The sequence below is a fragment of the Psychrobacillus sp. NPDC058041 genome, assembly GCF_042885655.1.
GTDB lineage: Bacteria > Bacillota > Bacilli > Bacillales_A > Planococcaceae > Psychrobacillus.
This window is the reverse complement of record NZ_JBHVRO010000022.1, coordinates 1-12549: the sequence shown is the minus strand read 5'-3', so window position 1 is coordinate 12549 and position 12549 is coordinate 1. Positions and strand designations below refer to the sequence as shown.

The following is a 12549-nucleotide window of genomic DNA, read 5'->3' as shown; positions in this document are numbered from 1 at the left end:
CATTACTACTCTGTCTGCTTGTTTTTGTTCTACTAAAAACTCCACCATAGCTTTGACTAATAGTGTTCCTATCATTTGATTAAACCAAATGTGCTCACAATCGATTACATGAAATAAATTATGTAAGATACTTCCCAATCCTCCGACACGTTTCTTAATTAATTCCTCATGTGAAATATTTTGACACCAATTAAACCATTCTTCTCTTACTTTCCAATTATATAAAAACATATCTAACATTTATTTCCCTCCATTTAATGAAAGCATTCAAGTGAATTATAATAAAAATCTAAATATTTAGATATATTAATTTAGAATAGTGATAGAATAGCAATAACGGCAAGAAGGGTACTTGAGTGAATATGTAGTAGTTAATATTAAGGATTTATACATATCAATGAAAGTCAATGAGAGGTGAAATGATGAAATTAATATTACAAGCAGCATTCATTTTAAATCCAATTTTAGCAATTGTGTTTTGCTTAAATTTAGTAGAATTAATCAAAAAGCTTAGTAGAGATACCGATGCTCATACATCCCAAAATACAATGTGGATGACCATTTCAGCTACCTATATCATATTTAGTATAACTTGGTTGTTTCTATTTATAAGATAATTTTGTATTGAGATGAGTCAAGGGGCTTTGCTTAAAATTCGTTAAGATATTTTATAACTTAACAAAAATACGAGTTTATTAATTATTATTTGGAGGAAATTCGTTGGAAAAATTTGTTTTTATATATGGACCACAAGCTGTTGGGAAAATGACTGTTGGACAACAGCTATCGACCATAACTGGGTTAAAGCTGTTTCATAACCATATGACCATTGATTTATTAGAACCTCTATTTGGATTTAGTCCTGAAATGTGGAGGCTAACACACTTATTTCGTCGAGAAGTATTTCTTTCCTTTTCAAAAAGCGATCAATATGGAATGATATTTACTAAAATTTGGTATTTTGATCAAAAAGAAGATTGGGATGAGATTGAATACATGTGTAATATTTTTAGTTCTCAAGGGGTTGAGATCTATTTTGTAGAATTAGAAGCAGATGTAGAAGAAAGGCTAATTAGAAATAAAACAACTCATCGCCTTGAACATAAGCCAACCAAGCGAAATGTAGAGCAATCGGAACAACATTTACTTAGCACATTAGATAGAAGGTTAAACTCAATAGAAGGTGAAATAAAAACAAAAAACTACTTACGAATTAACAATACAAAATTGGATGCAATGGAAGTCGCACATATGATAAAGAATGAATTTAACTTATAGATGAAAAATATGAAATAATACTTTTTGATTTAGGCAGTAGGAATATAATATGCATTTTCTTCTTCAGCTGAAGATGCTTGTTAGATGAAAAAGAAGGAGTATTAATTCATCTTATAGTAAATAATAGTTAGAGTAAATTATTGTAAGTGAATAAGTGTATTTGAATATCTAATTAAGTAGTGATGCTGATAACTGCTGTATTTTTCCCCAAAAGTTAGTCGAAGAAGAAGTGTTCAAAAAGCGTTTCTACAATTAGTAGAGACGCCTTTTTACTAATGAATAACGATTGTCAGAGATGTATCTATGGTAAAATCATGGAAAAGGTGGTAGGTCCTAATTAAAACTAAAATCAATTATCCATTTATCTATTTTTTTATGGAACCCAATGTCGTTTTTGTTTTTCGTATGGAAACACAAAAATATGTAACAATTTCGGATTTGAAAGATGTTGGCAAGTGGGAGACATTTGAACTTAATCATACAGAAAGCTTTGAAACCTTCAACTACAAGAAAAGCCAGCCAATAGAAGGAAAAGGATTCATGATAAATCAGGATGATATGAACAAGATGGTGGAAGAAATAAATAAACATACTCAAAAAAAACAACATTTGAAGGGGATGGGAAATCAATTTGGTGCTGTACATATCGTTACTTCAGAATCTGCAGCGGGTTCTTTAAGAGTAGGAGTTGAAAGACCAAAGACTGTAATTGGATTTCCAGATTCCTTTTCGATTGGACCATTGTGGAAGTTAGATGAAAAAATAGGTCAAAGCTTTCGTCAGGAATGGCTATTTGAAAATATTAACTTTGAGCAAGATGATTATGAATATGAAAATAAGTTTAACAATACATTGCGTGAGATTGAGGATATAGCAAATCATGTTCCAATCTATATTTGGTATGGTAATAATGCTGATGAACAAATAGGTCTCCGTTTTTACCTCTATTTATTGCGAGAAAATACAAATGAGATTTTTCTTATCAACTCTACCGAACTCTATAAGAAATATAGTGCTTCCGAAGAAGTGCTACCTATTTTCCATACGGCTGAAATTGATTCAAAAAATCTAAGACTATTTTTTGAAAAGAATAAAGAGAATAAACCATTATCTCCTGAAAGACGTATTCAATTTCATAGGGAATGGGAAAAGCTATCCCAATCTAAAGAAGTGTTACGTTTGTGGAAAGACGATAAAATGAAATGTGTATCAGATCATCATTATGATCCACTCATCATCGAAACAATAGAAAAGCTACATCATAAGCAAGGAACGAAAGAATTTATAAAGACTGGAACCGTGATTGGAGAAATCTGGACACAAAAGGTAGCATATATGGATTATTTCTTTTTAGAATATAGGATTCGGCATTTAGTATACAGTGGTGTACTCGAGTTAAAAGGAATACCCAAATCAATGAGACAATATAGTATAAAACTTCGGTAGTTCTTTTTAAATTACATAAAAATTTATTAAAAATAAACCAATAAAGTAATTATAGTAAATAACAATATTGAAATTTTAAAATTCAAATATTTATTGACTTCACCAATTACTTACGCTATAGTTTTCCTAATTATCTAAAATTAAACAAACGGCTAAGAAGAGAAGAGTAGTTTTGATCCATTATTTCCAGAGAGCTCCTAAAGGTGGGAAGGAGTAATAATGTTCTGAATGAATAAAGGCTCTGAGCTTCGTACGGATCTAAAATAATTTTTAGTGATGCTGCGACGGGATCTCCCGTTAAAGAGATAGGGTATAATCAATTTTTTAAAAATTGCCGTACCCGAAGAGGTTGATATGGCAACATATCAATAAACTGAGGTGGTAACACGAAGCTAATGGCTCTCGTCCTCAAGATGAATAATCTTGGGGGTGGGAGTCTTTTTGTTGTTTTTCGTATAAATTTAATAATTCAAATTCCATTAAACAAAATAATGACTGGAGTGAAATACAATGAGTAATGAACAAACTACTCAAAGAATAGAGAAATTAGAGAGATTAAGAAATCAGGGGATTCAAGTATACCCAGAAAAATTTTCAATAAATTATGAACTGCATGAAGCATCAATGCTTAACGACGGAACCTTTGGAGTTCGGGTTGCTGGAAGAATAACGAGTATTAGAAACTTCAGTAAATTGAGTTTCATAACGCTATCAAATATTCAAGGAACCTTACAGCTTCTTTTGAAAAAAGAGGAAATAGGGGAAGAGTCATTTAATCAATTCCATCATTTTTTGGATATAGGTGATTTTATCGGTGCGGAAGGACGTATGTATACAACTAAAACGAACGAGAAAACGCTGCGTCTGGAGAGCTATGTGTTTCTTGGGAAGGCACTCAGAACTCTTCCAGAAAAATGGCATGGGATAAATAATGTAGAACTTCGATATAGACAGCGGTATTTAGATTTAATCATGACGAAAGATACTCAAAATCGTTTATTAGTTAGAACTAAAATGGTTCGTGCCATTCGTAGATTCTTTGAAGACCAAGATTTCTTGGAAGTAGAAACGCCAGTCTTACAGCATACTTCCTCCGGTGCAATAGCTAAACCTTTCAGTACCTATCATAATTCTTTAAATACTGAATTAAACCTTAGAATCGCCCCGGAAACCTATTTAAAAAGACTAATTGTAGGTGGTTTTACCAAAGTATTTGAAATAGCAAAGTGCTTTAGGAACGAAGGGATAAGCCCACAACATCTTCAGGAATTTACTATGGTTGAAGGATATGCGGCATACTGGAATTATGAGGATACGATGGAATTAATGCGTGAAATGATTCTATATGTACTTGAGCAAACCTTTAATACAACTATTATTACTATGCAAGGTCAAACAATAGACTTCTCATTAGAATGGGAAATTGTATCGTTTAGGGATCTAATATTAAAGGATACAGGAATTGATATAGACCTTTTCCCTGATGTTAAAGATCTATATCAAGAAACCAAGAGAAAAAATATTAACTTAGAATATTCGGATATTTCATCTTTAGGGAGAGGAAATTTTATTGATCTTCTTTACAAAAAAATGTGTCGTCCTCAACTTGTAAAACCAACATTTTTAGTAAAGCACCCTATCGATTTATCTCCGTTAGCAAGAGCTAATGATGATAATCCTACTCTTACAGATCGATTTCAATTAGTAGTGAATGGTGCTGAAATTATTAATGCCTATTCTGAGCTGGTAGACCCAATCGAACAAAGAAGAAGATTAGAGGCTCAAGCACTTCTTAAGAATAATGGAGATTTAGAAGCTATGGAGATGGATGAAGATTATCTAATAGCCATGGAATATGGGATGCCACCCGTATCTGGATGGGGATTCGGCATTGAACGTCTACTAATGGTACTAACTGATTGTGATACGATCAAAGATTGTGTTTTATTTCCGTTAACTAAAAAATTATAAAACCAAACAAGTAGTATTGGATACTGTTGTGATTACCATTGTGGTATTAATCTACCTTGAGTATTCGCCAAAGGGAGCGACGGTCTGTGAATCACCGTGGTCCTATGAATCATTCAAACTAAAAGCACCATTGTTCATCGACCGTTATGTAGAAATTTCATATAATGAGGTTTAGAACCGGTTTTGCACTATATGTATGACTTAAAAGTCAATTTAGTTTCTAAAGAACATAAAGATAAGAAAGTTCTAGTAACCATAGGAGGTACTTATGAGTAAGAATAATTTCTTTATTGTATTGATTTTCTCTATTTTACTCTTGGTGAGTTGTAATAAAGAACCATTAATATCAGAAGAGTACCAACTCATGTACGTATATATAGGTGAAGAACTAGTATATCAAACAGAGGAAGAATCGGTAATTGAAGAAACTAAGCATAAAATAAATACTTCGCGAAGAGAGACAACACACGAATGGGAAGTACCAGCTTTTATAGGAAGCATTGTATTCAGGAATACTGATAGTGAATTGAAAGTAAATTTGCATGAGGGTGGAGATGTTACTATTGATGAATACTATGTATACACTGAATTTGATTTTTATAAGTAGAAGTACAATGAACTGTAAAGACAGCATTTTCAACTAAAGTTAAGATCTATTACTAAAACAATTGAAAAATAAATGAGGGATTTACGCTTTTAGCATTTTAGGTAGCGGTCACCTAATAATTCGAGAATATATATTTTGTACATGAAAACGATGATCAGTTTAATCACAATAATAGGAGGAATTCTATGGAAAAGACCGAATTGTATGTTTACCATATCGTTACTAGGAAAAAAATGAGTCTAGGGCAGATAATTAATTTTGAGAATAATCAAAAGAACACCTTATACCGCTTCTTTTTTGAAAAGGAACAATTGAATTCTAAAGGCGAAGACTTCATTCAGATTTTACAAAGCCACTATACAAATGAAGGCTTGAACTTGAAAAATGAAGATGCCCAAGTAACTTTAAATTATGTTGGCCAAACTATCAGAGCTATTAGAGAAGTAATAGTAGAAATGGTTAGACTGCAAGAATATCCTGAATATCCTTCAAGGTTGTCTTGCTTATTTGCTTCGAAAAACTATGAAGATACTTTGAATTGGAAAGCATTATTTGAGTCTTACAATAGAAAAGTTTTGCAAATTGTAAAACTTCGAGTTATTGGGAATTCTTTTGAGGGAGATGGAAATCTTTTGCCAAAGGAGGATGGGGTCCCTTTTTCTAAAAAAATTGAACAGGCTAGAGAATATTGGAAGGGTAATGTAAAAAACGAGCTACCAGAACTTTTAATTAATGGAATAATTGAAGTGGTAGAAATTATTGAAGATTTCTCATAAATGTCAATTGGTTTCTTGTATAAAAAGCTATTATATTAATATCTGAATCTATTAAACACTCTAAAATAACGTATGAGGAAGCAGCATTCAATGGAGACGGGAGCTGTTTTTTAACAACGATTGTCTGAAAGGTAAATATCAATGATATGGGAGAAAGTAAACCGCTCCTAAGATAGGGTGGTTTACTATTCTCTGCTTTCATTAAAATCCTCGTTTATAAGGTGTAGGTGGTACTGTTTTTCCAGTAATCACTTCTTCTGCATGAAGTGCCCAATATGGATCCTTTAACATGCCTCGTCCAATTGCAACTAGTTCTGCGTCACCTTCTTGGATCACTTTTTCTGCAAGATTCGGATCTTCTAGTATGCCTACTGCAATCACCGGAACATTCAATGCTTCTTTATATGCTCGAGCAAACGGAACCTGATATCCGGGTGTGTTTGCTGGTTTTATTTTACCAGGAGTTGCTTCTCCACCACTTGAAACATGGAATACGTCCACTCCAGCCTCTTTATACTTCTTAGCAATTTCTAATGAATGTTCTAATCCGTATCCATTGTCCATATACTCAACAGCGGAAATGCGGAATAGAAGTGGCATTTCTTCTGGCATGACGCTACGAACTGCTTGGATAACTTCTACTCCAAATTTGGACAAGTCTTTTCCATACTCATCTGTTCTATTATTAATCGCCGGTGAATGGAATTGATGGATTAAATAACCATGTGCTCCGTGAAGTTCAATCGTATCAAATCCAGCTATCACAGCACGTTTTGCAGCTTCTTTATATTTTCCAACCATCTCTTGGACTTCCAAGGTTGTCAGAGCTCTAGGTATTTTCCACTCTACATCTACAGGAATATTCGATGAGCCAACAGGTTGTTTTGCATCGGTTGCTTTTCGACCTGCATGTGCAATTTGAATACCGATTTTGGCATCATATTTATGCACTTCATTGACTATTCTTTCATATGCAGGAATTTGCTCATCAGCCCATAATCCTAAATCGAAATCAGTGATTCTACCATCTGGATCAACGTCAGTCATTTCGACTATAATAAGTCCTGTTCCTCCAACTGCTCTAGAAACGTAATGTACATAATGCCAATCATTTGGGGAACCATTCTTTGCTTCCACTGAATACTGACACATAGGAGCCATTACTATTTTATTCTTTAGTTTAAGTCCTTTTAGTGTAATAGGGGAAAATAAATTCGACATTCCAACACACTCCTTTCTACTATTATCTTTTTATCTTCCAATGAAATCAATTAAAGTGATTTGCAATTGATTTTACCTCTTATATTTATGAAATATTTGTTGTATTTATACATTACACATGATACATTATGTATATTAATACGAAGTAAATGTATATAAATACAAAGGAGGAATAAAAAATGAACAAAAAAGTCGTTTTAGCATATTCAGGGGGACTAGATACATCCGTAGCAATTACTTGGTTGAAAGATGAAGGGTATGACGTTGTTGCTGTTTGTTTAGATGTAGGAGAAGGAAAAGATCTAGAATTTGTAAAAAACAAAGCACTTGAAGTTGGTGCTATCGAGAGTTATATGATTGATGCAAGGGAAGAATTTGCGAATGAATATGCATTGATTTCTTTACAAGCACATACTTGGTATGAAAATAAATATCCACTTGTTTCCGCATTGTCTCGTCCTTTAATTTCTAAAAAGTTAGTGGAAATTGCAGAACAAACAGGAGCAACGGCTGTAGCGCATGGTTGTACAGGAAAAGGGAATGACCAAGTTCGTTTCGAAGTTTCCATTAAGGCATTGAATCCAAGTTTAGAAGTAATTGCCCCAGTTCGTGAATGGAGCTGGAGCCGAGAAGAAGAGATTGCATACGCAAAAGAGAAAAATATTCCGATTCCGATTAATTTAGATAGCCCATTCTCTATAGACCAAAACCTTTGGGGTCGTGCAAATGAGTGTGGTATTTTAGAAGATCCATGGGCAGCACCTCCAGCAGATGCATACGATTTAACGGTTGCATTAGAGGATGCTCCTGATACTGCAGATATAATTGAAATCGAGTTTAAGAATGGTGTTCCTGTTGCGCTTGATGGTGTGGAATACAAATTATACGAATTGATTTTGAAATTAAATGATTTAGCAGGTAAGCACGGAGTTGGTCGTATCGATCACGTAGAAAATCGTCTTGTTGGGATTAAATCACGTGAAGTATACGAAATTCCAGGTGCTCATACATTACTTCTTGCACATAAAGAATTAGAAGATATTACCCTAGTAAAAGAATTGGCTCATTTTAAACCAGTAATGGAGAAAAAATTGACGGAACTTATTTATGAAGGACTTTGGTTCTCTCCTTTAAGAACTGCTTTAGAAGCATTCTTAAAAGAAACACAACTTTATGTAAACGGTACAGTTCGTGTGAAATTATTTAAAGGGCATGCAATTGTAGAAGGACGTAAATCCCCAAACTCTCTTTATGATGAAAAACTTGCTACTTACACAGCGGATGATGAATTTAACCATGCATCAGCAGTTGGATTTATCGAACTTTGGGGTCTACCCACAAAGGTTCACGCTATGGTAAACAAGGGAGCAGGGAAGGTGAAAGCATGACCAAGCTTTGGGGCGGTAGATTCCAAAAATCAGCAGAACAATGGGTAGATGAATTTGGAGCTTCTATTAGTTTCGACCAAACATTAGTAATGGAAGACCTAGATGGCAGCATTGCGCATGTTCAGATGCTTGGAGACTGCAATATTTTACCTGTAGAAGATGTACAGAAGATTCTAGGTGGACTTGTACAATTAAAAAATCGTGCAGCAGAAAATGCATTAGAGTTTTCTGTTGCAAACGAAGATATTCATTTAAATTTAGAAAAAATGCTAATTGATTTAATCGGACCTGTAGGAGGAAAGTTACATACTGGCCGCAGTAGAAATGATCAAGTAGCAACGGATATGCATTTATTTTTGAAAAATAGAGTAAGAGAAATAATCGAGTTAATTGAGCTTTTCCAAAAAACAATTGTGGCTCAAGCAGAAATCCATGTGGAAACACTTGCACCAGGATATACACATTTACAACGTGCACAGCCAATTTCGTTTGCTCATCATTTATTAGCTTATTTCTGGATGCTTGATCGAGACAAAGAGCGTTTTCAGGATTCCATTAAACGTATAGACATCTCACCACTTGGAGCAGGTGCTTTAGCGGGAACTACTTTCCCAATCAATCGTAAGCTTTCTGCAGAATACCTTGGGTTTTCGAATGTTTATGCAAACAGTATGGATGCGGTAAGTGATCGTGATTTCATCTTGGAGTTTCTAAGTAATTCTTCTATGCTAATGGCGCATTTATCCCGATTTGCTGAAGAAATTATTTTATGGTCAAGCTCAGAGTTTAACTTTATTGAACTAGATGATTCTTTCTCCACTGGTTCAAGTATTATGCCACAAAAGAAAAACCCTGATATGGCTGAGTTAATCCGTGGAAAAACGGGCCGTGTTTATGGGAACTTGATGGGCTTACTCACTGTAATAAAAGGATTACCTCTTGCTTACAACAAAGATATGCAAGAAGATAAAGAAGGTATGTTCGATACTGTGCATACAATCGTTGGATCATTGAAAATATTTGAAGGAATGATTCGCACAATGACTGTTCATGCCGAACGACTACGCGATACCGTACACAAAGATTTTTCAAATGCGACAGAGCTTGCCGATTATCTTGCGGCAAAAGGGCTTCCATTCCGCGAAGCACATGAAGTTACAGGAAAATTAGTATTCTTATGTATCCAACGCGGTTATTTCTTATTAGATCTTCCGCTAGAAGATCTGCAAGAAGCAAGTAGTCTAATCGAGTCTGATATTTTCGATGTATTATCACCACTTGCTGCTGTAAAAAGAAGAAATTCTCTTGGTGGAACAGGCTTTGAACAAGTTCTTATTCAAATTGAAGAAGCTAAGAAAAGTTTTGCATAATCAAACTGTAGCTACTATGTACTTACTTTCAAATTGTGTCAGTAAAATAATGCCATAACTTGCAGACACTAAACAATAATTCGTCTAATGAAAAGCCATCTCATATCAATTTTAATGAGATGGCTACTTTATATACTTAATTAATCAATTAAGTTGTTGTGATTGTATGATATGGTCGTTAACAAATGCTTGTATGAAAAAAATTTCATTATCATTAGGGTCCCTTTTATTTTCTAACTTAAAGCACTCTATTGCATTTTCTAGTGATTCAGATTTTACAACTTTACTTGCTTCTGTTAACTCTCTCCAATAAATATTCATTTCATCTTTATAACAGATAGACTCATGACCTAGTAGGAACATTTCAGAATCATATTTTTGAATGTCTCTAATCATAGGTAATAACAATGATTTCTTATAATGAAATAATGAGTTTGTAGTCGTACCATACGCACTATCACCTAAGAAAATTACTTTTTCATCAGGAATATAAATGATTGTAGAGTCATCAGTATGAGTGCTTTTGATCTTTTCAAGTATGCAAACTTTATTTCCTAGATCAATAGTTAATGTATTCTCAAAGATTACATCTGGAGAATTCAACTTAAAACTCTCCCTATTTTCCATCTCAGTTTGTATTATTTTCATACACATAGAACTCATCTGATTATTAATGACATACTGTTTGAGTGAACTATCATCATACGAATAGCTTTTCCATTCCTTTATCATTTTATTTGTTTGACTATTAACTATAACAATTGCATCAAATTCATTCATACCTAAGAAATGATCCCAATGTGCATGCGTAATTACCAAATATTTAACTGGTGGTACATCTAGCTTCTCGACTTCAAGTAAAAAGTCCTTTGCATGTTGAGTCGAATTACCAGAATCTATGATTAAACTACATTGGTCGCCAACAACCAATCCTAATGTCGGTCGATCTCTATCATCCTGATTAGAAAAATAATAAATACTATCACTTAATTTATTTAACATGTTAAAACTCCTCTATTCTAATAATATTAATTAATTCTATGAAAGAGAAAATCTACATGTATATTCCAAAAATTAATAAAATAATTTAAGATTTTCTCACTTTATTTATTTACCAATGGACTTACACCTCCTTTATAAATATGGAAAAGTATAACATATATATTAAAATTTAAATACTTCTTTTTACTCTTCAATTATGTATAATTCGATGTTCAAATTACAAAACGAAGCCTTACACCTCAAATGAGTATTAAACTTATTGTAATAGAAAGGGCTTGTCCGCAACTCTCCGATGTTAACTCACCAATAGTCTCGCCTTATCCGAACCAGAAACGGATTATTCTAATCAAAAAAGCTGTTTTATTTATTGAATTTCACCTGAAGAGTATATGGACAAGTGTGTTTCAGACAAAGTTACCGTTGAAACCTCAGTAGGCATTGTTAAAAATTGAACCGAAAATTTTTTTCGACTAACTTGAAGCAAATGTATAAGGGATTGAGGATTATGTGCAAAAGCAGCTCTTTTTTCATGCTCAAAGGCAGGATTATTATAAATGATATTGAATTTAAAGAAAGGAATAGAATATATTGATGTTTCCTATAGGTGATATTTTATGGCCCCATAACAAGGAAAAATTCATAGCAAACATTTAATTGTTTTTTGTTTTAATAATGTTAAATGGGATTATTAATTACTGTAGAGTTGAATTATTAAATTTACAATTTTAGGGGGAAACTGAAGGTGAAAATAATTAGCAAGAGGTAGAAATTTATTTGCCAATTTTTTAGACAAAAATTGTGAATTTTAGAAAGGGAATGATAAAGGAAGCACAAAAATGTCTATAAAAAACTAAAAAAGACAGGTTTTCATAACCTGTCTCGCTTATACTCTGGATTAGCAACCGTCGCCGACACCATTATTTAAGAAACTTGCGCCAATTATTATTAATAGTATAAACAGAACAATAATTAGAGCAAATCCTGATCCAAATCCTGGTCTAACATATCCCGGTCCGCATACTGGTCCGCATACATTTCCGCAACCATAACCTCCAAATCCATAACCATAACCCATTTTGTACACCTCCTAAGGCGAGATAATTCATTCTATGTCAAGATTGGATGTTCATCTGATTCATTTGCTTATTTTTTTAAAAAATTTTTAAATCACTGGAGGTACAGCCGAGGAGGTAGAATGTACCTCTCAGTTATAAATTAGTTTATTCAATACTTTAGAAAGTACCGGGGCTAATACCTGAAGTACCTTAGAAAATTAAGACTTAATCAAACTAATTCATCTACAGAATGAAGTGTATTATTCTTTACATTGCTGCGGGGATAGCAGATGTTTTCTGCACCGAAAGCGAAGCGGCAGGTGCATGAGACTTGAAACCCCTCAGGTAGCGAAGCGAACGAGGAGCCTCAAGCCATGCCCTCGGAAAGCGAGCGCCGGAACGGAAATCAACAACTCGTTGAATGGATCACTATCT

12 protein-coding genes and 1 other annotated feature are annotated in these 12549 nt (G+C 33.7%); of the genes, 8 read left to right on the top strand and 4 right to left on the bottom strand.

Annotated elements, in window-relative coordinates; genetic code table 11:
- A partial coding sequence (locus ACFVR1_RS19330) for a DinB family protein (RefSeq protein WP_387586322.1) occupies nucleotides 1-240 on the bottom strand: 240 nt, incomplete at its 3' end.
- Nucleotides 241-419: 179 nt separating this feature from the next.
- Here ACFVR1_RS19330 and ACFVR1_RS19325 point away from each other — a divergent pair.
- From ACFVR1_RS19325 to ACFVR1_RS19300, 6 genes are all read left to right on the top strand, one after another.
- Nucleotides 420-617, top strand: a complete 198-nt coding sequence (locus ACFVR1_RS19325; RefSeq protein WP_387586321.1) for a hypothetical protein — start codon at nucleotides 420-422, stop codon at nucleotides 615-617.
- Nucleotides 618-720: 103 nt separating this feature from the next.
- Nucleotides 721-1278, top strand: coding sequence for a DEAD/DEAH box helicase family protein (locus ACFVR1_RS19320; RefSeq protein ID WP_387586320.1), 558 nt, complete (start codon nucleotides 721-723; stop codon nucleotides 1276-1278).
- A 405-nt stretch (nucleotides 1279-1683) separates the two neighbouring features.
- Nucleotides 1684-2724: a DUF1835 domain-containing protein gene (locus ACFVR1_RS19315; protein ID WP_387586319.1), complete on the top strand. Its 1041-nt coding sequence runs from the start codon at nucleotides 1684-1686 to the stop codon at nucleotides 2722-2724.
- A 145-nt stretch (nucleotides 2725-2869) separates the two neighbouring features.
- Nucleotides 2870-3137: a binding site (T-box leader), on the top strand.
- 97 nt (nucleotides 3138-3234) lie between these two features.
- A complete protein-coding gene (gene lysS, locus ACFVR1_RS19310; RefSeq protein ID WP_387586318.1) occupies nucleotides 3235-4695 on the top strand; it encodes a lysine--tRNA ligase in 1461 nt (486 codons plus the stop codon).
- Nucleotides 4696-4963: 268 nt separating this feature from the next.
- Entirely contained in the window at nucleotides 4964-5302 is a 339-nt protein-coding gene (locus ACFVR1_RS19305; RefSeq protein WP_387586317.1) for a hypothetical protein, read from the top strand.
- A 185-nt stretch (nucleotides 5303-5487) separates the two neighbouring features.
- Nucleotides 5488-6078, top strand: coding sequence for a DUF2441 domain-containing protein (locus ACFVR1_RS19300; protein WP_387586316.1), 591 nt, complete (start codon nucleotides 5488-5490; stop codon nucleotides 6076-6078).
- 201 nt (nucleotides 6079-6279) lie between these two features.
- On the opposite strand, the gene ACFVR1_RS19295 is transcribed toward ACFVR1_RS19300, so the two are convergent.
- The gene (locus ACFVR1_RS19295; RefSeq protein WP_387586315.1) at nucleotides 6280-7299 is read right to left on the bottom strand and encodes an NADH:flavin oxidoreductase/NADH oxidase; all 1020 of its coding nucleotides are present in this window, start codon (nucleotides 7297-7299) and stop codon (nucleotides 6280-6282) included.
- 179 nt (nucleotides 7300-7478) lie between these two features.
- On the opposite strand from ACFVR1_RS19295, the gene ACFVR1_RS19290 reads away from it, so the two are divergent.
- Both ACFVR1_RS19290 and argH read left to right on the top strand, forming a co-directional pair.
- Nucleotides 7479-8687, top strand: coding sequence for an argininosuccinate synthase (locus ACFVR1_RS19290; RefSeq protein ID WP_387586314.1), 1209 nt, complete (start codon nucleotides 7479-7481; stop codon nucleotides 8685-8687).
- Nucleotides 8684-10057, top strand: a complete 1374-nt coding sequence (gene argH / locus ACFVR1_RS19285; RefSeq protein WP_387586313.1) for an argininosuccinate lyase — start codon at nucleotides 8684-8686, stop codon at nucleotides 10055-10057. The genes ACFVR1_RS19290 and argH overlap by 4 nt, the downstream gene beginning before the upstream one ends.
- 144 nt (nucleotides 10058-10201) lie before the next feature.
- Here the strand turns inward: argH and ACFVR1_RS19280 are convergent, their stop codons facing one another.
- Together ACFVR1_RS19280 and ACFVR1_RS19275 are read right to left on the bottom strand one after the other, a co-directional pair.
- Complete coding sequence (locus ACFVR1_RS19280) at nucleotides 10202-11059, bottom strand: MBL fold metallo-hydrolase (RefSeq protein ID WP_387586312.1); 858 nt, start codon at nucleotides 11057-11059, stop codon at nucleotides 10202-10204.
- A gap of 895 nt (nucleotides 11060-11954) precedes the next feature.
- Nucleotides 11955-12134 carry a YjcZ family sporulation protein gene (locus tag ACFVR1_RS19275; RefSeq protein ID WP_387586311.1) on the bottom strand — a complete coding sequence of 60 codons (180 nt, stop codon included), beginning with the start codon at nucleotides 12132-12134 and terminating at the stop codon, nucleotides 11955-11957.
- Nucleotides 12135-12549 lie beyond the last annotated feature (415 nt).

Coding starts and splice junctions, on each gene's coding strand:
- ACFVR1_RS19325 (WP_387586321.1), top strand. CDS start 420: ATGATGAAATTAATATTACAAGCAGCATTCATTTTAAATCCAATTTTA.
- ACFVR1_RS19315 (WP_387586319.1), top strand. CDS start 1,684: ATGGAAACACAAAAATATGTAACAATTTCGGATTTGAAAGATGTTGGC.
- lysS (WP_387586318.1), top strand. CDS start 3,235: ATGAGTAATGAACAAACTACTCAAAGAATAGAGAAATTAGAGAGATTA.
- ACFVR1_RS19305 (WP_387586317.1), top strand. CDS start 4,964: ATGAGTAAGAATAATTTCTTTATTGTATTGATTTTCTCTATTTTACTC.
- ACFVR1_RS19300 (WP_387586316.1), top strand. CDS start 5,488: ATGGAAAAGACCGAATTGTATGTTTACCATATCGTTACTAGGAAAAAA.
- ACFVR1_RS19295 (WP_387586315.1), bottom strand. CDS start 7,299: ATGTCGAATTTATTTTCCCCTATTACACTAAAAGGACTTAAACTAAAG.
- ACFVR1_RS19290 (WP_387586314.1), top strand. CDS start 7,479: ATGAACAAAAAAGTCGTTTTAGCATATTCAGGGGGACTAGATACATCC.
- argH (WP_387586313.1), top strand. CDS start 8,684: ATGACCAAGCTTTGGGGCGGTAGATTCCAAAAATCAGCAGAACAATGG.
- ACFVR1_RS19280 (WP_387586312.1), bottom strand. CDS start 11,059: ATGTTAAATAAATTAAGTGATAGTATTTATTATTTTTCTAATCAGGAT.
- ACFVR1_RS19275 (WP_387586311.1), bottom strand. CDS start 12,134: ATGGGTTATGGTTATGGATTTGGAGGTTATGGTTGCGGAAATGTATGC.